At 72.1% G+C, this 25,417-nt stretch carries 20 protein-coding genes; 11 read left to right on the top strand and 9 right to left on the bottom strand.

Going from position 1 to position 25,417, the window contains the following annotated elements:
* Positions 1-13 precede the first annotated feature (13 nt).
* From PZB75_RS28855 to PZB75_RS28880, 6 genes are read right to left on the bottom strand one after another with little or no spacing between them, the layout of a single operon-like run.
* Positions 14-1,327 carry a hypothetical protein gene (locus PZB75_RS28855; RefSeq protein ID WP_275538229.1) on the bottom strand — a complete coding sequence of 438 codons (1,314 nt, stop codon included), beginning with the start codon at positions 1,325-1,327 and terminating at the stop codon, positions 14-16.
* A complete protein-coding gene (locus PZB75_RS28860) occupies positions 1,324-2,529 on the bottom strand; it encodes a thiopeptide maturation pyridine synthase (RefSeq protein WP_275538230.1) in 1,206 nt (401 codons plus the stop codon). Before PZB75_RS28860 ends, PZB75_RS28855 begins: the two co-directional genes overlap by 4 nt.
* Positions 2,530-2,585: 56 nt before the next feature.
* On the bottom strand, positions 2,586-3,533 hold the full coding sequence (locus PZB75_RS28865) for a lantibiotic dehydratase C-terminal domain-containing protein (RefSeq protein ID WP_275538231.1): 948 nt from the start codon (positions 3,531-3,533) through the stop codon (positions 2,586-2,588).
* Complete coding sequence (locus PZB75_RS28870; protein ID WP_275538232.1) at positions 3,527-6,241, bottom strand: lantibiotic dehydratase; 2,715 nt, start codon at positions 6,239-6,241, stop codon at positions 3,527-3,529. Before PZB75_RS28870 ends, PZB75_RS28865 begins: the two co-directional genes overlap by 7 nt.
* The gene (locus PZB75_RS28875; RefSeq protein WP_275538233.1) at positions 6,241-7,581 is read right to left on the bottom strand and encodes a nitroreductase family protein; all 1,341 of its coding nucleotides are present in this window, start codon (positions 7,579-7,581) and stop codon (positions 6,241-6,243) included. The genes PZB75_RS28870 and PZB75_RS28875 overlap by 1 nt, the downstream gene beginning before the upstream one ends.
* Complete coding sequence (locus PZB75_RS28880) at positions 7,578-8,597, bottom strand: hypothetical protein (protein ID WP_275538234.1); 1,020 nt, start codon at positions 8,595-8,597, stop codon at positions 7,578-7,580. The genes PZB75_RS28875 and PZB75_RS28880 overlap by 4 nt, the downstream gene beginning before the upstream one ends.
* A 217-nt stretch (positions 8,598-8,814) precedes the next feature.
* Between PZB75_RS28880 and PZB75_RS28885 the strand changes: the two genes are divergently transcribed.
* From PZB75_RS28885 to PZB75_RS28905, 5 genes are all read left to right on the top strand, one after another.
* Positions 8,815-9,006, top strand: a complete 192-nt coding sequence (locus tag PZB75_RS28885) for a thiomuracin/GE37468 family thiazolyl RiPP peptide (RefSeq protein ID WP_275538235.1) — start codon at positions 8,815-8,817, stop codon at positions 9,004-9,006.
* 902 nt (positions 9,007-9,908) lie between these two features.
* Complete coding sequence (locus PZB75_RS28890; protein ID WP_275538236.1) at positions 9,909-10,289, top strand: peptidase inhibitor family I36 protein; 381 nt, start codon at positions 9,909-9,911, stop codon at positions 10,287-10,289.
* A 407-nt stretch (positions 10,290-10,696) separates the two neighbouring features.
* Complete coding sequence (locus PZB75_RS28895; RefSeq protein ID WP_275538237.1) at positions 10,697-10,975, top strand: polyprenyl synthetase; 279 nt, start codon at positions 10,697-10,699, stop codon at positions 10,973-10,975.
* Positions 10,968-12,020 (top strand): polyprenyl synthetase family protein, encoded by a 1,053-nt coding sequence (locus tag PZB75_RS28900; RefSeq protein WP_275538238.1) that lies wholly within the window; start codon positions 10,968-10,970, stop codon positions 12,018-12,020. Before PZB75_RS28895 ends, PZB75_RS28900 begins: the two co-directional genes overlap by 8 nt.
* Positions 12,021-12,104: 84 nt before the next feature.
* Complete coding sequence (locus tag PZB75_RS28905; RefSeq protein WP_275538239.1) at positions 12,105-13,265, top strand: oxygenase MpaB family protein; 1,161 nt, start codon at positions 12,105-12,107, stop codon at positions 13,263-13,265.
* 333 nt (positions 13,266-13,598) lie between these two features.
* Here PZB75_RS28905 and PZB75_RS28910 read toward each other — a convergent pair whose 3' ends face one another.
* Positions 13,599-13,937 (bottom strand): MerR family transcriptional regulator, encoded by a 339-nt coding sequence (locus PZB75_RS28910; protein ID WP_275538240.1) that lies wholly within the window; start codon positions 13,935-13,937, stop codon positions 13,599-13,601.
* Positions 13,938-15,214: 1,277 nt separating this feature from the next.
* Between PZB75_RS28910 and PZB75_RS28915 the strand changes: the two genes are divergently transcribed.
* From PZB75_RS28915 to PZB75_RS28930, 4 genes are all read left to right on the top strand, one after another.
* Entirely contained in the window at positions 15,215-16,399 is a 1,185-nt protein-coding gene (locus tag PZB75_RS28915) for an NAD(P)/FAD-dependent oxidoreductase (RefSeq protein ID WP_275538241.1), read from the top strand.
* Between the two features lie 358 nt (positions 16,400-16,757).
* Positions 16,758-17,594 (top strand): alpha/beta hydrolase, encoded by an 837-nt coding sequence (locus PZB75_RS28920; protein ID WP_275538242.1) that lies wholly within the window; start codon positions 16,758-16,760, stop codon positions 17,592-17,594.
* Positions 17,595-17,604: 10 nt separating this feature from the next.
* Complete coding sequence (locus PZB75_RS28925; RefSeq protein ID WP_275538243.1) at positions 17,605-18,498, top strand: alpha/beta hydrolase; 894 nt, start codon at positions 17,605-17,607, stop codon at positions 18,496-18,498.
* Positions 18,499-18,574: 76 nt separating this feature from the next.
* Complete coding sequence (locus PZB75_RS28930; RefSeq protein ID WP_275538244.1) at positions 18,575-19,792, top strand: MFS transporter; 1,218 nt, start codon at positions 18,575-18,577, stop codon at positions 19,790-19,792.
* 130 nt (positions 19,793-19,922) lie between these two features.
* Here the strand turns inward: PZB75_RS28930 and PZB75_RS28935 are convergent, their stop codons facing one another.
* Positions 19,923-21,584, bottom strand: coding sequence for an amidase (locus PZB75_RS28935; RefSeq protein ID WP_275538245.1), 1,662 nt, complete (start codon positions 21,582-21,584; stop codon positions 19,923-19,925).
* A gap of 485 nt (positions 21,585-22,069) precedes the next feature.
* On the opposite strand from PZB75_RS28935, the gene PZB75_RS28940 reads away from it, so the two are divergent.
* A complete protein-coding gene (locus PZB75_RS28940) occupies positions 22,070-22,480 on the top strand; it encodes a hypothetical protein (protein WP_275538246.1) in 411 nt (136 codons plus the stop codon).
* 245 nt (positions 22,481-22,725) lie between these two features.
* On the opposite strand, the gene PZB75_RS28945 is transcribed toward PZB75_RS28940, so the two are convergent.
* Positions 22,726-23,559, bottom strand: a complete 834-nt coding sequence (locus PZB75_RS28945) for a pentapeptide repeat-containing protein (protein ID WP_275538247.1) — start codon at positions 23,557-23,559, stop codon at positions 22,726-22,728.
* Between the two features lie 404 nt (positions 23,560-23,963).
* On the opposite strand from PZB75_RS28945, the gene PZB75_RS28950 reads away from it, so the two are divergent.
* Positions 23,964-25,373 carry a helix-turn-helix transcriptional regulator gene (locus PZB75_RS28950; RefSeq protein ID WP_275538248.1) on the top strand — a complete coding sequence of 470 codons (1,410 nt, stop codon included), beginning with the start codon at positions 23,964-23,966 and terminating at the stop codon, positions 25,371-25,373.
* The last annotated feature ends 44 nt before the right edge of the window (positions 25,374-25,417 follow it).

A 25,417-nucleotide genomic window follows, 5' to 3' on the forward strand; every position in this document is an offset into this window, starting at 1 on the left:
AGGTCCGAGAGGCTCACGAAGGGCCTTTCGGACGGAACAGGTGGCAGGCCGGTGCGCCGCTGCCGCGTTCCTGGCCGAGCAGGGCGGCGAGCAGCGTGGTGCGGTCGGGGTGCGCGCGCAGTACGGCGTCGGCGGCCGCGGTGTCGACGTCGCAGCGGAGCCCGGCGCCGAGTCCGGCGCGCGCGGCGGCCAGGCCGATCCGCTGGCCGACGACACCCGCCCGCAGGTTCAGCATCCGGTACCAGCGGTCGCCGTGCTCGGGATAGCCCGACTCGTAGTCGCCGGTCACGAGCACGGCGCAGGCAGCCTCGAAACCGGCCAGTTCTCCCGGCCCGCCGGGTGGGAACAGGCTCCGGGGCGTGACGTCCCCGGCGACCGGTACGAGCCGGCCTGTGCGCGGGTCGTACCGGTGGCAGCCGGCTTCCAGTCCGGTGACGCGGTGGGCGACCACGTACAGGTCGCAGTCGGCGGGGGCGGGGTGGTCCAGGGGGATCGGGCGGGCGGCCTCCTCCAGGACCGGGAGCAGGGCGGCCGACGGAACGGCGACCGGCTCGAAGCCGGAGCGGGCCGAACGGCGGCGCAGCAACGGGGCGTCGGGCGCGATCATGCCGGGCGTCCGGGCGGTGACGACCGCGTGGACGCGCTCCGCTCCGGGGTCGAGGCCGAGCAGGCGGCCCGGTTCGTCGTCCGCGAAGCGGGCGTGCGCCATCGGCGCGGCGCCGGCCGACTCCAGCAGGGTGAGCGCCTGCCCGGTCAGGACGCCGGTGTCGAGTGCCTGCAGACGGTGGCCGAAGGGGCCGTAGCGGGCCAGGTTCGCGTCCAGCCGACTGGTGATCAACAGGACCGTTTCCGGTTGTTCGAGCGGCGGCCGGTCCAGTGAGCGGGTGAGGCCGGCGCGCAGGTCGGCGTGGGAGAGGAGTTCGAGTGCGTGGGCCGACGGCAGGTAGTGGCAGAGTCCGGAGGCGGTGGCCGCGTACACCTCGCCCGGATAGGTGCCGCCGCCGGACGGCACCGGACGGCCGGCGCCCACGCCCGCGTCGGTCCAGTCGACCCGGGTGACGCCGTTGAGCAGCGCGAGGAGCGCGCCCAGAGACTCCAGGAAGGCGGCCGGACCGCGGTCGGCCGGGGGCGACGGGAAGACGGGCGGGAACGGCAGCGGGAGGACGGGCACACCCGGATGGTGCTTGGGCGCGGTGCTGCCCGCCGCCGGGTCGATGGCGGGCAGCACACTGCCGTGCCGTGCGTGGTAGCGGCGCGCCGCGGCCCCTCCGGTCTCGGCGGGCGGAGGGTAGGCATCCGGCGGGGGAGCCGGTGGGGCGGTCCTCATCGGTGTGTCCGCGCGGGTGCGGTGACGTTCTCCGGCGCACCCGGTGTGTCCGTCGCGGTGGCCAGGACCAGTTCGAGCGCGCTGACCCCGTAGACCTCCTCCACCGCGTTGGCCGCGAGGTGGCAGAGCAGGTAACGGGTCAGTCCGGGCAACCCGAGACGGGAGAGGTGGAGATAGGTGTAGTTGAGCATCAGGCGGTAGCGCAGGAAGCGCGGCTCCCGGTACATCATCTGCTTGTACGTGGCGCTGCCGCTGATCACCCGGTGCAGCGGGCTGGACGTGAGCAGTTCGCCGATGCCGTTCTCCTCGTCGGTCGGGATCTCCGCCTCGGGGATCTCGCCGGCCTCGTACAGAGCGGTCCAGCGGCTGCCCAGCGGGTCGATCGCGGCCACCCAGCGCCGCAGCGCCGCCGCCTGGCCCGGCCCGGCCGTCGCTCCGGTGTCCGAGGCCCCGGGCTCGGCCGCGGCGGTGTCGAAGGCCGCGACCACGGCGCGCACCTGGTCGGTGAGGACCGCGCGGTTGGCCGCGTACCGCTGCTCGAAGGCGTCCCGCACCTGGGGGCCGACCGTGCTCAAGTAGCCGTCGGCGTGCGAACGGAAGGACACGAATCCGCGACGGATCGAAGGGTCCTGCGGGTGCCGGCAGAGCGTGTGCGCGGTGGCGAGCATCAGGCGCAGGGCCAGCGTCTCGCGCGGCAGTCCCGCGGCGACGGACTCCAGGTGCTCGAACATCAGGTCGTTGGTCTGCTGGTAGAAGAGGGCCAGCTCGTCGGCGCCGACCGGACAGCCGAGCACGTCGACCCGGCGATCGTGCTCCTCCCAGGTGATCGAGTGGTCCGGGTGGAAGGGGGTCAGCGGGCCGGGTTCCCGTTCGGCCGCGGCGAGACGGCGGTGCAGCGGCAGCAGGGCGGCCTCGTCGAGGGGAGCGGCGGCGAGCGGCCGCGTCCTCAGATCTCCGCCGATCAGCTCGGTGACGGCGGGCACCACCAGCTCGGCGAAGACGGCGGGCGTGGCCCGGACCACCAGGCGCAGATGAGGACCGCGGCGCCAGTGCCGCAACACGTAGATCGACTCGACGTGACCGGTGCAGCGCTCGATCACCGGCCGTACGGCGCGGAGGATCAACTGGTCGGTGTCGTCACCGAAGTACGCGATGTGGGCCGCGCGCCACTGTGGCTCGTCCGTCGGCGGGATGGCTGCCACGGGAATCCTCCTTCGTGGTTCTCTGCTGTCCGGGCTCCTCGGTGCGGGGGCCGGTCTCACGGTGGTTCGGCGCCGTCGTGCGGTGCGTGGCCGTGGTCGCTCCGGTCGGGCCGGGTGCTGTGCCGGCGCGGTCGGTCATCGCCCGTCGACTCCGCCACGGCCAGCAGGGCCAGAGCGCGCAGGGTCGCCTCCTGGCCCAGCCGCACGCCGAGGCGGTTGCATGCCAGGTGGGTCAGATGACCGGCCAGCCGGGCGGGGAGGGCGGCCTGCCGCTGGGCACTCCGGCAGGCCGCGAGCCACCGGCTCACCGGGTCGGCGCCGGCCTGGTCGACCGCTCCCGCCGCGCGTGCCGCACGGGCGACGGTGAGCAGGGCGGCACGCCGGTTGCCGTACTGGGCCAGCACCTCCGGCGTCGGCCGGCCCGGCGGAGCACTCGCGTCCAGGCTGCCGGTCAGCAGGGCGAAACAGTGCGCCGTCCGCCGCGCCGGGCCCCACTCGGCCAGCACGGCGGCGAGGGCCAGTTCACTGCAGGTGGCGAACGCGTCCTCGACGGCCCGCAGCGCGGCGCCACGGCCGTACTTGCCGTGTTCCGGCCGGTAGGCGTGGAAGGCGAGGCTGTCGTTGGGGGCCAGGGCCCCGGGCTCGCTCTCCGGCTCCTGGGCGGACAACCGCCGTGCCAGGGAACGGTATTGATGTGCCGACATGGGCTGTGAGGGCGGCAGCGCGCGGAAGAGCGCCGTGGCGTGTGCGTCCAGCGCGGCGCGTACCGAGGGCTCGGCCGCCGGTGTGGTGAGACGCACCCGCAGGCGCAGGTGCGGGCCGCCCTGCCAGTGGCGGAGGAAGAAGAAGCGGTCGGCCAGGCCGCGTTGCCGCAGTTCCGCGACGGCCTCGGGGACCAGCGCGCTCAGCACCAGGTCGAGCGGGTGCCCGGTGAACACGTGGGCGCTGACCCAGCGGTCCTCCGGTTCCGGGCCCGGCGCGCCTCCGGGCGGACGGGTCAGCACGTCCGCTCCCGCCGGCCCGCCGCCGGGAGCGGGGCGGTGGGCAGCTCGATCAGAAACTCGGTCGCGTAGTGGCGTCCGTTCCGGTCGGCCGGTGCGTCGTGGAGGTCGGGCAGGGCCTCGGTGAGCAGCAGCGGCCGTCCCGTGGCCGCCACCCGCTCGAAGACGCGTAACAGATGGGCGTGGGCGAAATCCAGGTACACCGGCTTGCGGTCCTTGTCGTGCAGCGCGGGGCCGGCGAAGCCGTCGGCGGGACGCGGGGTGAGGGCGCGCAGGAAGCAGCGCTGCGGCAGGCCCAGCGCCGCACGCCAGGTGTGCACGCGGACCAGGTAGGCGGCGTCCGGCTCCCCGGCGGCGCGGGCGGGCGCCCGCCCGTGGTCGATGAACCAGGTCGCACGGCGCAGCACCAGGGCCCCGAGGGCGAGACGGGGCGTCTTCGTCCAGCCCGCGCCGGGCGCTGCCCCCGGGCCTTCGAGGGGTGGGGTGGTCCGCTCCGGCGGGAGCAGCCGCCACAGCTGCGGCCAGTCCGACCAGAAGGCGTAGGAGGTCTGACCGAATGCCTCCGCCAGCAACCGGGCCGGCAGCGGGAGCAGCGGTGTGGCGAGCAGACCCAGGTGGAGCGGCCGTACGACACGGCCGGTGGTGCGGTGGGCCAGGTGAAGGCGCTGGGTGTGCCGGTCGTGCACGACGTCCAGGTCGGCGGGGCGGATCAACTGTTCGGGGGGCCGGTGCGAGGTGGCGCCGTCCAGGTCGATCGCGTAACGGGTTGCGGCAGCACGCTGGTTGAGGGCACTGCCGAAGACGGCGTCGAACTCGGCGCGGAGGGGTGCGCCCTTGGGACCGTCGCCGGGAGCCTCTTCGGCGGCAGCCCCGGGGCAGGCCGGTGGGTCGAGCAGGCGGGCGATCCGGGTGCGGCCGGTCCCATGGCCGCAGGTGACCGTGTTGAGCACCAGGCCGAGCCCGGTGGCCGGGTCGGGCAGCGTCTGGACGTAGCACGCGTGGAGGTCCCCGGAGGTGTCCGGGCCGGGCCAGGCGCCGCAGAGGTCACGGACGGTCCGGGGATCGAGACGGACGGTGCCGTCGTGCGCCGGCGCGGTACCGGCGATCAGATGGCGCAGCTCGTCCTGGCGCCGCGCGTCGCGCTCGGTGGGAGCGTGCGACCCGGGTGCGGCCCACCAGGCGCCGAAGTCCTGGAGGAAGTGGGTGAAGGGCCGCCTGAAACCCTGGCCGTAGGCGGTCAGGGCGCGCTGCCGGAGTGCTTCGCGCGGCGGTGCGAGAGTGTCGAACGGGGCGAGCAGCGCGGGTACGAGAGCGAGGTCGGCCAGCGCGGGCCGCCAGGCGGCCGGGTCGAGCGCGGCGGCCCTGCCGGTGATGACGGTGTGGTGGAAGTACAGCGGACCGCGGTCCAGCTGTTCGTCCGGGCCGAGCAGTCCGAGCCGTCGGGCGGCGTCCGTGGTGTGCCGGCGCAGGGTGGCGGCGATGCCCCGGTGGGCGCCGGGCGGGGCGGTCCGGGCGGCGTCGATCCGGTCGCGGATGGCGCGCAGGTCGTCGAGCAGGAGAGTGAGGCGGTCGCCGCGGTGCGGCTCGGGCAGGTGCCGGCCGAGCCAGTCGCACAGCGTGGCGGCGTCGAGCACCTGGTCGGGCGGTCCGAGGCGGACCTCCAGCAGGCCGAGCCGGACGAGCCGGGCGACGACGGCGTCGGCGGCGGTCGTGGTGCTCCCCGGGCCGGGCGCGCCGAGCAGGGCACGCAGCCGCGCGGGGGTGCCTCCCTCGTGGACCGCCGCCAGGACCGCGGCCAGCGCCGGCGTGGCGGGCAGGGCGCGCACTTCGCCGGACGGGCCCGGCGCGGTGAACAGCCACTGTTTCCCCTCGGGGGAGGACACCGGTGTGGCCGACGGGTTGACGCGCAGTCGGACGGCCGCGCCCAGCTCGGGCACGTGGGCGAGAGCGGCGGCGATCCGGGACAGCGGCAGCAGACCCGCCTCGGCCACCTCGGCCCGGACGGAGCCCTCCAGGCGTACGTCGACACCGGCGTCCGCCACCCAGTCGCCGAAGCCGCTGGCGGCGAAGGTGGTCAACGGGCTGGGCTTGGCCATCGCGCGGCCCGCGTACTTGGCCAGCCGGACGGCTGCGCCGTCCAGTGGCCGCCGCCCGGACGTGTCGTGCTCGCTCCAGCGCAGCAGGTCCTCGTACAGGTCCGGACTGGCGTAGTCGAGACCGGCGGCGAACGCCGGGTCCTGGACGAGCGTGCCGAGGGCCGCCGCCGCCGACCGGATCTCGACCGGCAGGACACGCCCCAGTTCGGCGAACAGTTCGGTCCGGGTCCGGCGGAGAGCGGCATGGCCGTGGAGGCGGTCGGTGAGCGCGGCGCCGAGCACGTCCGGCGGGGCCGCCGCGTCCAGCAGTGCGCCGATGCGGGCACCTTGGTGCACGGCTCGGCGCAGGCCCACCAGCCGGGCCTTGAAGGGGCGTGCCGGCCCGGTGCCGATCAGGGCGTACAACGCGTCGCTGAGCCGCGCCGCGTCGACGGTCAGCCGCTGGTCCAACGACGCGACACTCATGGCGAGTTCGGTGCTGTGCGGGATGCGGGAGGCGTCGAGCGCGGTGGTGGGCAGCCCGGCGATCCGTACCCCCACGGGGCAGGAGGGCGCACCGGGGGAGGGGGCGGTGACCGCGGGGGAAGCGGTAGGAAGCGGAGCGTTCCGGCTCATCAGAACACCACCGGTACGCGGAAGGCGGCGGCCGGCCGCGCCGTGCCGACGGCCACCTGGAAGAGCACCGTCTCCTCGTCCGGGGCCAGCCCGAGCAGGCGTTCGCCGGCGGCGGCGTCGTAGCCGTTGTGGACCCGGGCGGACAGGCCATGACGAGCCGCGACCACGCAGAGCAGGTGTGCGGCCGCCCCCGCGGTCAGGTGCAGTCTGCGGAAGGCGTCCGCGCCGTACCGCGCGACGGCGGCGCCGCGCCGGACGGCGATGTAGGCGGTACAGGCGGTCGAGCGGAAGTTCACCGACACCCGGCCCTCGGTCTGCCCGATCTGTTCGAGCAGTTCGAGCGGGTCACCGTCGCGGACCTGCCGCAGACGGCCACCGCTGTGGACGTAGTGGCCCGGGGAAAAGCCGGTGACGCGCCGGACCAGCAGATGGCAGGAGAAGTCGGTGAACGGCGCCGCGGCCAGGGCGGCGCCGAGATCGGTGAGCAGCGCACGAGGGGAGGGCGCCGGTCCGGGGTCGAAGATCGCGGCGCCGGAGTGACGGGCACGGAGCACCGGGGCCAGGTCGGGTGGCGGCCAGGCCCGGTCGGCCGGGTGCCGCACCGGTCCCAGGATCTCCAGGTAGCCCATGGGGTGTTCCGCCGGGGCCGACAGCCCGTTCGCGCAGAGGCCGTTCAGCGTCTCCTGGTCCTGGCCGGGCCGGGTGCGCAGTCCGAGTGCGGTGGCCACCAGGTGCACCGCGCCCAGCAGCATCCCCGCCTCCTGGGCGCAGAGCCGCGGGGCGTAGTCGCCGTAGAGCCGCGCCGTCCGGGCGAACCGGCTGGTGATCACGATGAACCGGGACGTTCCGGGACCGCTCGCCTGGTCGCCGGTCACCGCCCCTTCCAGGGCTACGAGTTGGTGGTGGAGCGGATCGAATCGGAACGCCGCGGTGGGTGTGACCAGGGTGAGCTCGCTCGGGTAGCGGCACCGCGCGGAGGCCACCGCCCGGTGGAGCGGCCGGCCGCCCGGGGTCAGGTCGTGCTGGAGCAGGCCGTAGGAATAGTGCAGCAGCGCGGCGAGGACGGACGGGTCGGCGAGGGTGGCCGGGGAACCGGGGGAGGGCATCAGGTCGAGCGGCGGCGACGCGAGCGCGAGGCGCGGCCCCTGGGGGAGCGGGTCGCGCTCCGCGCCGGCCGTTCCCGGAGCCGGGGAGCCCGTCGCGAGGGTGGCCGGGATGGCCCTGCGGGAATAGACCGCCTCCGCCCAGAGTGCCGACGGAAACGGGTTCTCGCCCGCGAAGCTCCCGGGAGGCCCATCGGTCCCGCCGGTCTCACCGGTCCTGCCGGCCCCGTCGGTCACCCCGGCTCCGCGCCGAGGAAGCGGCCGCTGGGCAGATCCAGGACCGCGGCATCCGTCACTGGTGACGGATCGGCGCCCCCGTCGGCGGCGTCGAGACCCGCCACCCGGCGTAACAGGTGCAAGCAGAGCTGGTTGGCGGCGAGCGCGGCGATCGGACCACCGAGGTACGGACTCGGCTCCCGCACGCGAGCCGGATTCCCCGCACCCGTGGCGCCTGTCGCGTGGTGACCGAGCCCACTGCCCGGCGACCCGCAGGGGGCCGGAGGTTCCGACGCGCCCTCGGGATCACCCACCGAACTGATCACGATGTGATCGCCCCGTCCCACCGCCTGCCCGTACCGAACCCCGCCACGTATCGCCAGCGCGCGGGCCCGGTCCGCCGGCTCGGGGTCGAACACGTCCGAGCCGAGAAGCACCACGCCGGCGTCGGTGGGCGGTTCGGAAAGCTCTCCGCTCAGCTGTTCGTAGCAAAAGCACCCGCCCTCCCGCTGGAGCAACGCGGCACATTCGCGCAGCCGGGCCACATCCGTCGCGTTCCCGGGCCCCTCTTCGGCCTCATCGAGCCGGAGGCGGACATGTGCCACACCCGAGGCGAGCAGGGCCAGGACCAGCGCACTCGCCATCCGCCCGGTACCGACGACGAGGGGAGCGCAATCGCGGTATCGCTCGAAGCGGTGCTCGGGCGAGTCCGCGCGCGCCGCGATGAAGTCGATCAGCGCGGCGTGGCGCGCCCGGACCCGTGGGCTCAGTCCGTGCGGCAGATCCGCCGTGGCGTCACGTACGAAACCTTCCCGGGTCAGCAGTTCCACCAGCGTGCGGACATGCCGCGCGGCCTGCGGCGGAAGGCCGGCGGTGAGCTGGTCCAGGCTGCTGTGGCCGTCCAGGAACGGCCGCAGCCGCTCCAGCCACGGGTGCATCCCCGGCAGCGCGAAGGCCGCCGTGTGCTGAGGCCCACTGATCACCACGCCCCGGTCGGACGGCAGCAGATGTGTGTCGGGAAGCAGCCTCGGCCTCATCACCACCTCCATCGGAATTCCTCAGCGGGAAGGCGCTCTCCCACAGGCGTGAAGGCGCCCGGCGAAGCTGCGCCCGGGGCCTCCGGGCGGCCGACACTAGCGGAGGCAAATGGTCTAGTCCACCCCCTTCACAGGCTCCCAACCGTCACGCTAGTGTCCCAACTTGGCGCACCAACATGCCTGTTGATGCCCCACTAGGTACGGAAGGAGGGCTCTGATGAACGAGAACAGCAACAGCTCACCCTCGCTCGCTGCCGCGGTCGCCGACCTCGCACTGGACCTCGACCTGGATTCACTGGCCGGGGACGAGCACAGCCAGTCGCTCACGGCGGGTCACGGCATGACGGAGGCGAGTGCGTCATTCTGCTGCGCTCCGCCGCCGAACTGCTGTAACTGCAGCTGTTCCTGACCAGGTAGCGCGTGCCGGGCGGACAGTCGGCCCGGCACGCGCGTCGGCCCGTCGGTGTCCTGACCGACGCCGGCACTCCGAACCCGCCGGAGCCACCGCGCCTGCGGCGGTCGACTGCCTGGCCCGCCCTCTCCGGGATGACGCGTCGTGATCGCCCGCGCGGGTTGGCGGCGGGTCCGCCGGCTGCACTCCAGCACGGCGCGGTCGCCCGGTCGGGAAACGCCCGCGGCCCCTCCAACGACACCCACACCCGCGCCGCCACGACCCCGCGCCGCCACCTCGGCCACGGGGAACTCCCGGTGGGCGCACACCTCCCGGACCTCCCGCACGTGCTCGTACCGGTCTTGCCACCGTGCCCCGTGCACAGTGAACTCGCCCGCATCCACACCGAGCCGCTCGGCCGCGAAACGGACCACCACCTCCGACACCGGGTATAGGTCCTCGGTGGGGAGAACGCCCACCCTTCCGGTCCTCTCCGGGGGCCGTGACCCCGCTGCGCCGCCCGGGCACGTCGGTCCGAGGCGGGTCGTCGCCGAGGTGGGCCCGGAGGAGTGTCGGCGCGCGGATCGCACTCATGGCTGTCCCGCGATCCCCGGCGGGCGCCCGACGACAGCTGCGGCACCTCGCCGCGTTGTCGGAACATCCTCATGCATCCAGTAGGCGGACGTCCCTCCGCCTCGCGGCGCACCGCGTCCGACGCCGCACGCCGTTCCACCACGGTTCGGGGTTGAGCCCTTGGGGGCAGAGGGGCGTTGAAAGGGCTGGGGTGAGCTTCGGGCGCCCCTCTTTCACCTCTGCTCGTACGGGCCGTCGTCCTGCCAGGCTGTGGTGATCAGCGCATCGCGGGCCCCGGGATTCGTCTCGTGGCGCCCGCTCCCGCACCAGGCAAAGGGAATTCTCCGATGAACCGCATCACCGCGCTCGCCGCTGCCTCGATCCTCTTGACAGGTGCCCTCGGCGCCGGCTCGACCGCGACCGCCGCTGTCCGCTTCCCATCTGCCGGCAGCCCGAGCGCCTCCTACAGCTGCACCGGAAAATTCTGCATCTACAACGGCTGGGACGGCAGCGGAAGCAGCTGTCAGTGGTCGGGCGACAAGGCGAACACCGCGGACGGCTGCTCCTTCATCAAGCGGGGCGGGAACGTCCGCTCGGTCTGGAACGGGACCGGCGGCAAGGTCACGTACTACACGCAGACCAACTACAAGAAGAAGGTCGGCTCCACCCCGGCCGGGCAGGGCGGCAACCTGCAAGGGAACTACCAGATCCGCTCCTTCAAGCACTGACCCGCACAAAGCCCGAACACGCCCGACGGCCCGTCGTTCCTCCGGCGGGCCGTTTCGCTGTTCCGGGTGGCGTGTGAGAAGCACCGTCCGCATCCTGCCCATCAGCGCGATCGCTCCGTCGCACCGTGGCCGACAGCACTGCCCCGGCCGGCCCGGCCGCGCCCCCGGCCCGGCGAAGACCAGGGAGGCCGCCTCGCGGGGCTGCCCGGAGGACCGGGCTGCCTCACCCCACCACTGTGATCAAAGCGGCCGACGGCCGGTATCCGGGAGCCGATAATCCGCACGGTTGAACGATGTGATCACTCGATCGTGAGTTTGTCCGTTCTCGTGCCCGGTGTGACGTGATGCTCGCAAGAACGGCGCGTGACCGGCGCTGCCCGGGTGTGCTGTGGGTGAGGGGAGAGAACGTGACACCGGAAGCGGGACGACGCGGCGGCGTGGAGAAGCAGGCGGTACTGCTGGTGGCCGGGCTGGCCGACCTGGCGGTGAGCACGCTGGGGACTGCCGTGGGGACGGTACGGGGGCTGCTGCGCCGCTCCGACACCGCGGAACTGGCGTCGGAGGTCGAGCACGAGCTGATGGCGCGTGGCCGGCTCGTGCTCGACCGATACGCCGCCGTGCCCCCGGCCCACCTGGAGACCCTTGCCCGGCATGTGCTGGATCGGAAGAGCACTGACGATGTCTGACCAGTGGGAGCCGGCCTTGTTCAGGACCCGTGTCGATGAGCTACTGCACCGGTTCGTGGCCCAGGAGGCCGACCACTTCACCGCGATCGATCCGATCCTGAGCCCAGTGGCCGAGCAACTGGAGGCCGCGGTGGCGGACGGCAAACGGCTGCGGGCCGCGTTCTGCTACTGGGGCTGGCGCGCGGTGGGACAGCCGGACAGCGACGCGCTGGTGCGGGCAGCGGCGTCGATGGAGCTGGTGCACGCCGCCGCCACCGTGCACGACGACCTCATCGACGACAGCCCGCTACGACATGGCCGGCCCACCGCGCGCATCGCCCTGCGCGGCGCCGTCCGGCGCCGCCCGCGCGCCGACGCCGCGTCGAGGTCGCTGGCGATGCTGGTGGGAGACCTGCTGATGGCGCTCGCCGGGCAGCTGTTCACCACCAGCGGTCTGCCCGCCGCGTACCTCGCCCGGGCCCGCCCCCTGTGGTCGGTGATGGCCCGGGAGCTGATCGCGGGTGAGTGCCTGGAGATCCTGCGTACCGGAGACGGTCCGGACATCGCCGTGTCGTTGAAGGTGATCCGCTACAAGACGGCCAAGTACACCGTCGAGCAGCCCCTGTTGATCGGCGGCGTCCTGGCCGGAGCCGACGGACGGCTGCGTGAGGGATACACCGCGTACGGGCTGCCGCTGGGCGAGGCGTTCCAGCTGCGGGACGACCTGCTCGGCTTGTTCGCCGACCCGGAACGGACCGGCAAGGCCAACGCCGACGATGTGCGGGGCCGGCGGCCCACGGCCCTGCTGGCAGAGACCTGGCGCCTCGCCGGCGGCGACGACCGCGATCGGCTGCGCGCTGCGCTGGGCCGGCGTCACCCGGACGCGGACGATCTGGGCGCGGTCCGCGAGGTGATGCGCCGCCTCAAAGCGCCCGACCGCATCGAGGACATGATCAGCGTGCGGGTCGAGAAGGCGCTCGGCGTCCTCCACGAACTGGACGTACCACCACACGCCGCTGCCGCTCTGACCTCGCTGGCCCGATCGGCGGCGCACCGCTTGTCCTGAGCCTCCCACCGGCAGGTACAACCCCGTGCCGACTGTCCCTCCCGCCGCCATGGAAGATCCGTCGAAGACAAGGAGCCCCCTGTCATGACCTGCACCGAGGCATCGATGGACGCCCTGCGGCAGACCGGTGACGCACTCGCCGACGCCACTGTCGCCGCACTCTTCGAACGCGGTCAGGTGGGCGAGTTCAACACCCTGATGCGCTACGTCTCCACCGCAGGCGCTCCCCTGCCGGACGGTCTGCCCGACGTCGCGCGGGAGTACCTGGAGGCCACCCGAGTCCCGCCGGCCTGGGTGGACTGGTCGGAGATGGAGAAGGCCCGGTTGTTCTTCATCGACAACAACGTGCACATCTCCACCGCGCTGTCCTTCGCCTCCATGCCCGCCTGCTACGTCGTCCCTCACGTGGCAAAGCTGCTGTCGACCACCCACGGACTGGAGTACCCCTCCAAACGAATGGCGGAGACGGGCCAGTTCACCGTCCACCTGATGCAACCCGACGCCTTTGAAGCCGGCAGCCGCTTCATCCCCGCCGCCCAGAAGGTCCGCCTTCTGCATGCTTCCATCCGCCACCACCTCAGGCGCGAGAACCGATGGGACACCGAGGTGCTCGGAACGCCGATCTGCCAGGAGGACATGATCGGCGGGCAGATGTTCTTCTCCCTGCTGGTGTTGGACAGCCTGCACCGCCTCGGCATCCACATGTCCACAGAGGGTGCGGAAGCTTACTACTACGCCTGGCGTGTGGTCGGTGCCATGCTCGGCGTCGACCAGGACGCCGTGCCCAAGTCCCTCGACGACGCCCGCCGGTTCCTGGACCTGTACATGATCCGGCACATGGGTCCCTCCGAGGAGGGCACGCACCTGACCCGGCAGCTCATCGACCTCTATGAGGAAGTCGTGCCCGGCTCCTTCTTCGACCCGATCGTCTCGTCCCTGATCCGCCACCTCATCGGCGACACCTGCGCCGACTGGCTTCATGTGCCGCACACCCGTTGGGACACGGTCGTCAAGACACTGCCCCACCTCCTCGGCGTCATGGAGACCATCGAGGACCGCTCCCCGTTCGGCGCCTGGGCCTTGGACCGCCTCGGCCACCTCGCCACCGTCTTCGAACTGTCCTCCCTCACCCGCGGACGCGTCATGCACTACGCCATTCCCGAACAGCTCAAGAAGGACTACGGCATCTCCAGCGCGGTGCCCCGCGGCCGCCGGTGGACCCCGCCGGCCGCCACGGTTTCTTGATCAGCACACGCTCCGACGCGGTGTCACGCACTCAGGGGCTGAGCGACGTGGGCCCCTGAGCCACCGTCCAGGTCCGCGGATCTCGAAGGCTATTGCCTCACGAGCTGGTTACAACGTGCCGCAGGGCTGGTTGGGCAGGCCCGCGTTTCAGGGGTGAGGCCGCCCAGAGGTGAAGCGGCTGGGGCGGGAGCGGCACCGCGCCTGTTGGCCGGCGCTTCGGCTCGGCGGTCGGACCGGACGATTCTCATGAAACCGCCCGGCACGCTCCGCATCCCGGGCAGCACGCATGAGCGCAGCGCGAAGCCTTTGGGGGAATCGCGGGACTCGGCCATCTCAGACCGAGGCCGTCGGACCGGTCGATCCGGCGGCGCGGCGGTATTCGGCGTTGATGCGCTGGGCTTCTTCCAGCTGGTCTTCGAGGATGACGATGCGGCAGGCCGCCTCGATGGGGGTGCCCTGGTCGACGAGTTCCCGGGCGCGGGCGGCGATGCGCAGCTGGTAGCGGGAGTAGCGGCGATGTCCGCCCGCGGAGCGCAGCGGGGTGATGAGGCGGGCTTCGCCGATGGCACGGAGGAAGCCCTGGGTGGTGCCGAGCATCTCGGCGGCCCGGCCCATCGTGTAGGCGGGGTAGTCATCGTCGTCGAGACGGTCGAACGAGTCGTCCGCTGTCATTGCACCTCTCTGTGGAACGCGTAGAGGGGTCCTGGTGCCATATGGCACCAGGACCCCGAAGGAACTGCTACACCATCTGCCGGCTCCGGTACTGGGCCGGCCTTCTGTTTCCGCAGACCCGACCGGAACACTGTCGGGGATGCGGGGATCGCGGTTGCTTGACCGGAGACCACCTCACTGTCGATGTCCTGCGGTACCCGGGCTCGCTGTTTTCGCCCCGGGCGATCCTGATGGCGCGGAACTCCTCCGTCCTTCCCTCTTGATCAACTGGTTACCAACGGGAACCGCGTTGTCGGCACTGCATGTCGCCGACGACGCCGCACCGCTGTTGATGCGAACTGCTGGTGGCCTGTGAAAGCGCCACCCCTCGGCAGCCGGCCCCGTCGCCTGTCCTGCGTCCGCTCTGGCTTGGAACCCCACTGCCGAACTTCCCGGTGCGCGCGTCCGCAGCCGACGCCTTCACCGAGGTGCTGCTCACTGACTTCACTGCTGGGACCGCGAATCGCGTTTGCCGGTAGTGCAACCGCGTCAACTGCGGCACTGCTCACGGCGGCCCCTGATCACTGCGGGCCACCCGGTCCGGCCGTCAGTCCCGTCGCCGTCCAGCAACAACCCTGGCTTCGGAACTCCACCACCGCACCGTTCTCCGAACTGCGACTGCATGTACTGCTGCCCGGCAGTTCGTCTCTGCCAGGCCCTACTGTCTCTCTGGGCTACGAGAGAAACCATAACTACGTCACCACCCAATGTCTACTCCAGTCAGCATAGATTTCCGCGTGTCCGGCGGTGAGGCAGTGGCCGGGCCTGGTCCAGGTGACTGACGTCGGCCGGGCTGTCCTGGGGCAGCCGCTCGGATGGCCGGCAGGGGTGGCCTGTCGGGCAGGCGTCGCATCCCTTGTGGCCGACGCGCCCGGAGGGGCGGGCCGCGGTGAGGAACTGGGCCCCGCCCCGCCCCGCCCGTCACCGGGCCGTGGCGCGTGTCGCTGTGCCAGGCATGTGCGCTCTGCGGCACGACGCGATTTACTTGTACGAGCCGTCGGTCGAGGTCTGAGCGGTCCCGGAACAGTCCCGCCCGTCGCACTCCCCGAGACGCACGCGGTGGAGCGGCACCCGTGCACCGGGCTCCGCCCCGACGGAGGCGGCTCCGGTATTGCGCGCGCACGCGGAATACCTCGCTCCTCATATAGCCATTCGGGCATGTCCTGCCCCCAAGTCGGCATTCGACATGCATGTGTCGCGGCTCTCATGATGATCCGCATCAGACGAGGGAGGCACATATGTCCGGTAGGTCGAGAAGGAAGCACGCTGAGATCGTCGGTGCGGGGATCAGCGGCCTGACGGCGGCGACGGCGCTGGCCCAGCGTGGATGGTCCGTCCGGCTCCACGAACGGGACAGCTCGATCCGTGCCATCGGCGCCGGGATCTACGTATGGGGCAACGGCTTGCGCGCCCTGAAGGCGCTCGGTCTCCACGACGAGGCGGTGGTCGGCGCGCACATCGGCCCGGTGATGGAGAGCCGTGACCACCGTGACCGGGTCGTCGAGAGCATCCCGATCAACGCTCCCGGCCGGCCCGAGGTCCGCACCATCATGCGCGACCGGCTGATCGGCACCCTGGTCAAGGGCGCGGAGGCGGCCGGCGTCGAGATCGTCACCGGCTCCGAGATCGCCTCCGCCCGGCCCGACGGAACACTCGTCCGTGCCTCCGGCGAGCGTCTGGACACCGACGCCGCGGATGTCGTGATCGCCGCGGACGGCGTCAATTCCCGCATCCGCGACGGCATCGGCATGGGAGCCCGCCGGGAGCGGATGAGCCAGGGCGCCGTCCGGCTCACGGTGGAGCGGTCCGACGACTTCGTCGCCGCCCCCGACCGCGACAAGTACATCGAGTACTTCAGCGGTCGCCGCCGCGTCCTCTACACGCCCTCCAGCGCCACCAGCCTCTATGTGGCGCTCGTCGCCGACGCGCACGACGGCGCCGTGGGGCAGGTGCCCGTCGACATCGACAGCTGGGTGCGCTCCTTCCCGCACCTGGAGAAACTGCTCCGCACCCTGGACGGCGTCCCGGCCCGCTGGGACACCTTCGAGTTCCTCCGGCTGCGCTCGTGGTCCCAGGGCCGGATCGCCCTGATCGGCGACGCTGCGCACGCCCAGCCGCCCTATCTCGGCCAGGGCGGTGGCTGCGCCATGATGAACGCGCTGGGCCTCGCCGACGCCCTCTCCGCCCCCGGCGACGCCACGCTCGAACAGCGTCTCGCCGGCTGGGAGGCGACGGAGCGGCCCCTCATCGAGCACACCCAGCTCTGGTCCTACCGGCTGCGGCTGCTCAACCTCATCCCCGACGCCCCCCGCGCCCCCCTCCTCAGCCTCAGCGGCCGCTGGAAGTCCCTGGGCGCCTCCCGTATGCGGGCCGCCCTCGCCACGCCGACGGGCGCGGACCATTTCCTGGGCGCATCGGCCTGAGGGCCGTTCGTCGCCCTGGCGGGCCCGCGGCCACGACACCGTGTTCGTGCCGCTCCGGGCAAGCGTCGCCCGTCCCGCCGCCCAGCACGGAGGACCAGGGGCCCCTCCAGAACTTCCGGCCGCCTTGTGGCCGCACGCACCGGGCGACGCTCCTCCGGGGCGAACATCGCCGGTCACAGCATTCGATGTCGGTACACCCGCACAAGACCCGAAACAAAGCTGTTCCGCCGCCTCGCGGTACCCCGCATCCGGCGCCACGCGCTGATCCACCAGGAATGTCGGGACAGCCCCCAGCGGCCCAGGACGCGCCCATGAGCGTCGACGGCGACAGCTGTACGTGAAGACGAAAGGACGACCGGTGAGCACAGCCCCCTCCGACCTGAAGAGCGTCGAGGTCAACGGCCACTCGATCAGTTACGACGACCACGGCCCCGCCACGGGCCCGGCCGTGGTGCTGCTGAGCGGATGGTGTCAGGACCACCGGCTCTTCGACCCACTCCTGCCCCACCTCACCGACACCCACCGGGTGATCCGGATCGACTGGCGCGGCCACGGCACGGACCGCACGCCCGTCGCCGACTTCGGCTACCCGGAACAGGCCGACGACACCATCGCCGTCCTCGACCACCTGGGCGTCGACACCTTCCTGCCCGTCTCGACCTCGCACGGCGGCTGGGCCAACATCGAGCTGACCGACCGCCTCGGAGCCCGCCGGGTGCCCCGCAGCATCGTCATCGACTGGATCATGACACCGCCGCCCGAGGACTTCGCCGACGGTCTCGCGGCCATCCAGGACCCCGAGCGCTGGACCGAGGGCCGCCAGGGCCTCTTCGACACCTGGCTCAACGGCAGCTCGAACCCGGTCGTCAGGCACCACCTCGACAAGGAGATGGCTGACTTCGACTTCGAGATGTGGGCCCGCTCGTGCCGTGTCATCGCCGCCGGGTACGAACGCTGGGGAACACCGCTGCTGCGCATGAACGCCCTCGCCGACAAGCGTCCCGTCCGCCACCTGTTCTCGCAGCCGACCGACGCCGGGTACGTACGGGCGCAGCGCGACTTCGGGGCCGAGCACCCCTGGTTCTCGTACCGCCAGATCGGTGGTGAGACCCACTTCCCGACGCTTGACTCCCCGGGGTCCGTGGCCGAGCAGATCCGCGGCTTCGGTTCCGGCGACGACGCCGCGGCCGGCTGAGCGCGCCGCCATGACCTCCGACCCGCGCGTCGACGCCGCCTACAACGTCCGGCTCAGCGTCGAGGAGAGCGAGTTCCGGCGGACCATCGACGCCTACCGCGACGAGTCCCTGCGAGCCACCCGCCACCTGTCCGGGCACCGTGCGATCTCCTACGACGAGCACAGCGACGAACGCCTCGACGTGTGGGGGGTGGGGGAGGACGGGCCACGGCCGGTGTTCCTCGTCGTGCACGGCGGCTACTGGCGGATGCTGTCCCGGCACGACACCGCCTTCATGGCCGCAGCCCTCGACGCGGCGGGCATCGCCACCGTCGCCGTCGACTACTCCCTGGCACCGGGAGCGCCCCTGGAGGAAATGGTCCGCCAGGTCAGGGCGGCCGTCGCCTGGATCCACCGGCACGGCGCGGCGCACGGCCTCGATCCCGACCGTGTCGTGGTCGGCGGCAGCTCCGCGGGCGGGCATCTCGCCGCGGCCACCATGACCGGTGACTGGCAACGGGAACTGGGGCTGCCGGCGGACGTGGTGAAGGCCGCCCTGCCCATCAGCGGCCTGTTCGACCTGCGCCCCCTGGTGACCTCCTTCGCCAACGAATGGCTGAGCCTCGACACCACGCGGGCCGCCGCGCTCAGCCCCCTGCTCGCCCTCGGCCCGGCCGGCTCCTACGTCCCCGAGGCCGTGATCGCCGTGGCCGAGCACGACGGTACCGGCTTCCTCGAACAGAGCGAACGCTTCCATACCGCCTGCGCGGCGCACGGCGCCGCCGAGCTTCTGGTGGTCCCCGGACGCCACCACTACGACGTCTTCCTCGACCTCGCCGATCCCCGGTCCCCGCTCTTCGAGCGGTTGCTGGGGCTCGTCGCCCGGACCGGGGCCGCCGGCCGAGCGGCGCACGAAGGGCCCTGAGAGCGCGGCGGACATCCGGCACACCCTCCCCCCATGCGGTGCATCACACAACCGGCCCAAGGCTAAGGAGCGTCACATGAAATGGCGCATGCTCGCACTGATCTCGTTCGGATTCATCGCGATGACGGTGAACTGGTTCAACATCGCCGCCGTATTCGGGCCCATCGCCGATGAGTTCGGTCTCTCCGTCCCGTCGGTGGCGCTGCTCATCTCCGTCTTCGTGGCGGCCTACGGGCTGCTGCACATCCCCGGTGGCTTCCTCGCCACCCGCTGGGGACTGCGCCGGGTCCTCGCTCTCGGACTCGCCGTGGAGGGGGCCGGCGCGCTCCTGTCGGCGACGGCGCAGAGTCTGCCCCAGATGATCGTCTGGCGGGCACTGTGCGGTGCGGGCGCCTCCGTGTTCGCGGCGGTCGGGATCGCCGCCGTCAGCGTCTGGTTCAGGAAGCGCCACCACACGCTGGCCCTCGGGGTCTCCTCGGCGGCCTTCAGCGTCGGTACGGCCCTGGGTCTGTACGTGTGGGCGGACATCGGCAGCGCCACGTCCTGGCGCATGTCCCTGATCACGGGGGGCGCGCTCGCGCTGGCCGCCGCCCTCGCCTGCGGCCTGTTCTTCCGCGTCCCGGCCGGCATCGATGCCCTGGAGGGTGTGCGGCTCAGCCGGGCGGGACTGCGCCGGACCCTCGCCGACCGTGAGATCTGGCTGTACGGCATCGCGTTCTTCGGCGCGTACGGCGCCTACCTCACCGGTTCCCAGCTCATCGCCGGATACGGCGAGGACCGGGGCCTGTCCGGGGCGACCGTCGGCGCGGCCGCTCTCCTCATCGGCATCGCCGGGGTTCCGGGAAGCATCACGGCGGGCTGGCTCGCCGAGAAGGTCCGCAACACTCGCGCCCTGTTCGTGGCGGGAGCCGTGCTGGAGAGCCTGTTCCTGCTCGCGCTGCCGCTGACCGGTCCGGCGACCTTCTGGATCGCCGCACTCGGCATCGGCTTCATGTTCAACTTCACCTTCGCCGTCTGGCAGACCGCTCCCGGCGACAGCACGCGGATCGCGCCCGAACACCTCGGCACCGCCGTCGGTCTGATGCTGACGGTATCCGCGGTCGGCGGGTTCGTCCTGCCGTGGGTGTTCGGCCTGCTGGTCGACGGGCCCGGCTATCCGGTCGCCTGGACGGTGATGGGCGTGACCGGCATCGCCACCGCGCTGGTCGCCCTCGCCGTGCGGAAACCGGCCGACCAGACCGGCGCCGCGCACGCCCCGGCCCAGGAACTGGCCCCGGCCGCCAAGTCCGGCTGATCCGGCGCCCCGGCCCCGGCCCTCGTACGGCGGGGGCCGGGGCCGGGCCCGGTAGCCGGGTCGCCCGATCCGGTCCCCGGCCCCGCCTCCGGGGGCGAACACCCCCGGTCCGGACATCTGCCCCGGCCCTCTACCGGGAGGGGAGGGTGGAGAGGTAGCGCGGCGACGTACGGGCCGGGGTGACCTGTTCGAGGGCGTACGCGTAGCTGAGCAGACGCGCGTCGCTGAAGCGCGTCCCCAGGAACGAGACGCCCAGCGGCAACGCTCCCTCGGCGTATCCGCCGGGCACGGTGACGTGGGGGTACCCGGCCACCGCGGAGTTCTGGCTGGAGCTGGTGAAGGGGGTGGCGCCGCCCTGGTAGTCGACCGCGGGCGCCGGAAGCTCGGTGGGGGTGATGATCGCGTCGAGCCGGTACTTCGCCAGCGTCCCGTCGATGGCCTGCCGGGCCGTCCGGGTCGCGGTCTCCCGGTGCTGCCGGTGGACCGGGTCGCTCAGGTCGCCGTCGGTCTTTTCCGCCATCTCGAACAGCTCCTGGCCGAAGAGCGCCATCTCGGTCCGGGCGTGCTGCTTGTTGTACGCGATCAGCCCGGCCAGGTCCTTCGGATGGGAGCCCGGCGTGGCGGCGAGATAGGCGTTGATGTCGTGCTTGAACTCGGTCAGCACAGCGGGTACCAGGTGTTCCTGCGCCATCGTGGGGGAGCTGGGCACGTCAGCGCCCTCGACCACGGTGGCGCCCAGGTCCTTGAGCCTCTTGACGGTGGCCGCGAAGACCCGGTCCACATCGGGATCGATGCCGGTGTGCCCCTTGCGCCACACTCCGACGCGCTTTCCGCGCAGCGCGTCGCGGTCGAGCATCGTCCGGTAGTCGGCGGGCAGTTCGGCATCGGCGCGCGCGGTCTCCGCGTCGGCCGGGTCGGAGCCGTGGATCGCCCACAGCGTCAGCGCCGCGTCGGTCGCGTTGCGGGCGATGGGCCCGGCCGAGTCGTGGCGTTCGGTGATGGGCACGATGCCGCTTCTGCTCACCATGCCCAAGGTGGGTTTGAAGCCCACGGTCGACGTCATGCTCGCCGGGGAGACGATCGAACCGTCGGTCTCGGTGCCGATCGTCACGGCCGCCAGGCCGGCCGCCGCGGCGACCGCCGAACCGCTGGACGACCCGCTGGGACTGCGGTCCAGCACATACGGATTGTGGGTCTGCCCGCCGACGCCGCTCCATCCCGCGATCGCACGGGGCGACCGGAAGTTGGCCCACTCCGACATGTTCGTCTTCCCGAGGATCACGGCTCCGGCGTCGCGCAGCCGCTGGACCAGGAACGCGTCCTTGGTGGGCTCGGCCTTCGAAAGAGCCTCGGACCCGGCAGTGGTCGGCTGCCGGTCCGCGGTGTCGATGTTCTCCTTCAACAGGACCGGGATGCCCTCCAACGGTCCGCGTGACCCCTTGGAGCCTCGTACCGTGTCGCTGCGGCGCGCGAGGGCGATCGCGTCCGGATTGGTGTCGACCACCGCCCCGAGGCGGGGGTTCAGCCGGCGAATCCGCTCCAGGTAGGCCCTCGTCAGCTGTTCGGACGTCAACTCCTCGCCGTTCATGGCTCGTTGCAGATCAACGATCGTGACGCGGTCCAGGTCCACGGCCAGGGGCGGCGCTCCCGCGCCCGGGCGTGAACTCCGGCCCGGCGCGGCGTCCGAGCTGGACGGGGCCTGGTCCGCGCACGCCGCCAGGGAGGCGAGCAGACAGACGGAAGTGACGGCGACCACCGCACGGCGCAGCGGTTCGGTGACGAACGGGCTCATCGGTTCCTCCGGATCAGGGAGGCGGCGGGGACGTCCACAGGCACCCCGTCGTCCCGGCGCGCACTGTCGGAGACACCCGCCGCATGCCTCGTACCTATGCCGGAAACCCTAGGTACGGCGCCGCGTCACCACGACGGTGTCAGCTCCCCGACCTGCGGTGGTGCCTGCTACACCCCTGCCACGTCCCCGCTCTGCCCCCTGTGGACGGCGCGGCCGTCAGGAGGTGGCGCGGCTCCCGCGACGCCGACTCGGCCGCCGCGCCGTCCACACTTCCGTAAAGGCTCCGGAAGGTGACATCAACGTGTGGGTCGCAACCTGAAAGGGAATGCGGGTCCCTTCACCTCGGTAAAACCGCCATGGTTCGAATTCGGCCACTGGAGCTGTTTCGCTTCCCCTTCGCGAGACGGGCCCATAGCGTGAGCACGACAAAAGAATCCGAGGGGGCAACCATGAAGGCTCTACTCTCACGACTCCCACGTCTCCCGATGCCTCGCAAGATCGCCCGGGTCGGCACGGTACTGATTGCCCTGACGGCGGCGTTCGTAGCCTTCCCCGCCGAAGCCTCGGCCTACACCGCAGGCCAGTGTCATTACGGCGCGGGCGACGGAAATGGCGATGGACACGGCAATGTGATCACCATGCAGATCTACCTGTGCCCGGATGGCCATGAGTACGTTTCTGGGCTGATCAAAACGCCCGACAACGCGTGGGCACGCGTCTGGATCGACGACTCCACCAATGGCGGGGTGACCTGGACGGGATTCCACTTGTATGCCGAGGGATATGACGCGGTGTCCACCGGTAACACCCTGTATTACGACGGCTCGCCTCATAAGGTCCGGGTGTGCGGGGACGCGGGGGGCGGACCCACCTTCTGCATCCTGAGCTGGTATTGAGGGGTCGCGCTCTCCCGGCGTGTCACCCCGTGGAAGGCGTGCGGTGACGGGGTGTCGGGTCGTGCAGGCGGAGGCGGCCGATCGTCCGCGAGGTGGGGCGGCTTCCCGTCGCGGGACCGGTTCGACCGGCCGAACCTCGGCGCCGCCGGCCCCGTCGGTCCGTACCGGCGGACCGTCCGTGCCGGAGCGGCGTGTGACGCCAAGGGGCCCCGGTGCGGCCCCCGTTGCCCGTTCGTGTCCGGGCGTCAGGCGGAGGCGGTCCAGTGCCGTGGACGCTCCAGGCCCGCCGGGAGCCTGGTCGCCCGATCACCGCGGGCGGCGTTGAGCTGGGCCTGGGTGAGGAAGAGCGCTCCGGTCAGATCGGCGCCGGCCAGATCGGCGTCGCGCAGGTCGGCCCCGATCAGGTCGGCGTCACGCAGATCGGCGCCCGAGAGGTCGGCGGCGATCAGACAGGAACCGCGCAGGCTCGCCCCGCGCAGCCCGGCTCCACGCAGACGGGCTCCCATGAGGTCGGCGCCGCGGTGATCCTTCTTGCGGCCGGGCACGCCGGCGCGGACGAGCTCACTGGCTCGCAGCAGAAGTGTGTTCACCTCCGCGCGCAGCGCCGCCACGTCCGTCGCGAGGAGGGTCCCGGCCGTGTCCCGGGTCAGTGCGTCGAGGCGTTCAACGGCCCGGCGCAGGTCCCGGTGGACGGGCCCGGCCGCCGCGAGGTCCAGGGCTTCGGTGGCGTACCGCAGCAGCTCGTGCAGCTGCCGCATGACCGGGAAGACCTCGTACATCGTGCGGGCCGTACCGGGTTCCTCACGCCAGCCGCGGCCTGCGAACGTGACCTGGGAGACCTTCTGGCCGGCCCCGAAGCAGTCGAAGACCGTGCAGCCCGGATAGCCGCTGTCGCGCAGCCGCTCGTGGATGCCGCAGCGGTAGTCCTCCTGGAGATTGCCGCACGGAGTGCCCGCCGCCTTGTTCGCGGCGAAGTCCGCCGAGCGGGCGAACGGCAGTGCCACGCAGCACAGGCCGAAACAGTTCCCGCAATCGGCCTGAAGGTCTGGGCGGGCGGCGTGGGGCGTTCGCTGTGACAAGGCGGTTGCTCTCCTGGTGCGGCGCGGGTGGCGGACGTGCGCCTCCCATGATTCCTCAGCGCCGCTCGGGGGTGCTCACGCGGGTTGCGGTGCGCCGGTCCACCGCCACCCGGGCCGGACGGGCCCTTCGGCCAGGCCGGTCGTCGGCCGTTGTCCCCGCCGTCCGGGGCCGGATGCGGCACCCTGCCCATGACACGCCCGCGAGGGGCATCCGTCGCACGGCCTCGTCCCGTCCCCGTTCGTTTGTCAAGGCTCGGTGCCGACTCCGATAGAGATCGATTCGACTGCCCTTTGGCCAACTCGATTGACGTGGCGCGGTCCCTCCCCTGTGCTGTCCGGTAGCAGATAGGCGCGAAGTCCGGATGTCACACTGCTGGAGGCGGAAGCCTCGACCGGGAGGGGCCATGTCCGTCGAAACAGCGCAGGCAGTGGAGTCGTGGGCGGAGTTCGGCCGGCACTTGAGGTCCAGGCGCCGACGGGCCGGGTTCACCCAACTGCAGCTCGGCCGGAGAGTGGGGTACCACCACACCCTCATCAGCAAACTCGAAGGCGGCCTCCGGGAGCCGCCGATCGGTCTGGTGCGCCGGCTCGACTCCGTTCTGGAGACCGGCGGCGAGCTGGCCGCGATCGTCGCCGCGCCACGCGAAGTGCCGCCCGGCCCCGGCCGTCTTCTGGCTGACCCGACACTCTTCGCCCCGATACCCGGCGTGGACGCCCCCGGCGACCAGGACGTGCTGGACCCGCTCCTGTGGCCGTCGCGGCTGCCCGCCGAGGGGCTCGCGTGTCCGCTGCACGGCAACGCGGGCTGCGCGGTGCCCGACCGGCGTGAGGTACCGGCCCTCGTCAACGGGTTGGCCTCGCCGCACGACCGATTCACCGATGACGCGGGCACGGAGTCCGAGCTGCTGCACGGGCTCACCGCCGTCCTGGCCTGCCTGATCCGTGAGGCGCTGCACCACGTCACCGCCGACGGTGTGGCCACCGTGGAACGGCTGCTGCGCGTCGTGGTGCGGTGGGCCGAGGAGGTCAACTCCAACGGGCGCCTGCCGTACGGGCAGTTGCGGCTCGCCGCTCAGTACGCCCAGGTCGCCGGACGGCTGCGGATGCAGCGCGGCCAGAGCAGCATCGGCATGGCCTGGTTCGGCCACGGTCTGCGGTGGGCGGACGCCGTCCACGACGCCCCGGCGCGAGCGACCCTGCTCAGCGACATGTGCACCCTGGTACGGCTCGACCAGGACGCCGGATCGACGCTCGTGTACGCGCGGGCCATCGGCGCGGTGGACGCCCAGCGCCGGTGGATCGCCACCCTCTCGTCCCTGTACCAGGCGCGCGGGCACGCGCTCAACCGCGACGCCGCCGAGTGCCGCAGACACATCACCATGGCCCGGCGCAAGTTCGCCCGGCTCGACCAGCGGGACCGTCTGGAGGCGCCCTGGCTGTCCGGCGCCGAGGGCGAGATGCGGGTGGAGTCGGCGATCGGCGGAGCCCTGCGCGACCTCGCCGCGACGACCGGCGACCGCGGGACGGCCCGGCGGGCCGTCGACGCCACCGAGCTGTCGCGCGCCCGGCTGCCGCCCCTGATGCGCGCGACCCGGCTGCTGCTCACCCTGCGCCTCGCCGACTGCTGGGCGTGTGCGGGCGACCCCGGCGCGGCGGTCGCCCTGGCGGCCCCGGTGCTCAAGGAGGCCGTGCGCTCACAGGAGTTGATGATCACCGCCGAGCTGCGCGGGCTGCACGGCAGACTCACCGGGAAATGGGGCGACCTTCCGGAGGTCAGGGAGTACCGCGAACAGCTGCTGGACGCGGGGGTTTGAGGTCCGGACCGTCCCGGTTCCGCTTGCCAGATTTTGACAGGCCG

Source organism: Streptomyces sp. AM 4-1-1, assembly GCF_029167625.1.
Classification (GTDB): Bacteria; Actinomycetota; Actinomycetes; order Streptomycetales; family Streptomycetaceae; genus Streptomyces.

Coding starts and splice junctions, on each gene's coding strand:
- PZB75_RS28855 (WP_275538229.1), bottom strand. CDS start 1,327: ATGAGGACCGCCCCACCGGCTCCCCCGCCGGATGCCTACCCTCCGCCC.
- PZB75_RS28870 (WP_275538232.1), bottom strand. CDS start 6,241: ATGAGCCGGAACGCTCCGCTTCCTACCGCTTCCCCCGCGGTCACCGCC.
- PZB75_RS28880 (WP_275538234.1), bottom strand. CDS start 8,597: ATGAGGCCGAGGCTGCTTCCCGACACACATCTGCTGCCGTCCGACCGG.
- PZB75_RS28885 (WP_275538235.1), top strand. CDS start 8,815: ATGAACGAGAACAGCAACAGCTCACCCTCGCTCGCTGCCGCGGTCGCC.
- PZB75_RS28890 (WP_275538236.1), top strand. CDS start 9,909: ATGAACCGCATCACCGCGCTCGCCGCTGCCTCGATCCTCTTGACAGGT.
- PZB75_RS28900 (WP_275538238.1), top strand. CDS start 10,968: ATGTCTGACCAGTGGGAGCCGGCCTTGTTCAGGACCCGTGTCGATGAG.
- PZB75_RS28905 (WP_275538239.1), top strand. CDS start 12,105: ATGACCTGCACCGAGGCATCGATGGACGCCCTGCGGCAGACCGGTGAC.
- PZB75_RS28910 (WP_275538240.1), bottom strand. CDS start 13,937: ATGACAGCGGACGACTCGTTCGACCGTCTCGACGACGATGACTACCCC.
- PZB75_RS28915 (WP_275538241.1), top strand. CDS start 15,215: ATGTCCGGTAGGTCGAGAAGGAAGCACGCTGAGATCGTCGGTGCGGGG.
- PZB75_RS28925 (WP_275538243.1), top strand. CDS start 17,605: ATGACCTCCGACCCGCGCGTCGACGCCGCCTACAACGTCCGGCTCAGC.
- PZB75_RS28930 (WP_275538244.1), top strand. CDS start 18,575: ATGAAATGGCGCATGCTCGCACTGATCTCGTTCGGATTCATCGCGATG.
- PZB75_RS28935 (WP_275538245.1), bottom strand. CDS start 21,584: ATGAGCCCGTTCGTCACCGAACCGCTGCGCCGTGCGGTGGTCGCCGTC.
- PZB75_RS28940 (WP_275538246.1), top strand. CDS start 22,070: ATGCCTCGCAAGATCGCCCGGGTCGGCACGGTACTGATTGCCCTGACG.
- PZB75_RS28950 (WP_275538248.1), top strand. CDS start 23,964: ATGTCCGTCGAAACAGCGCAGGCAGTGGAGTCGTGGGCGGAGTTCGGC.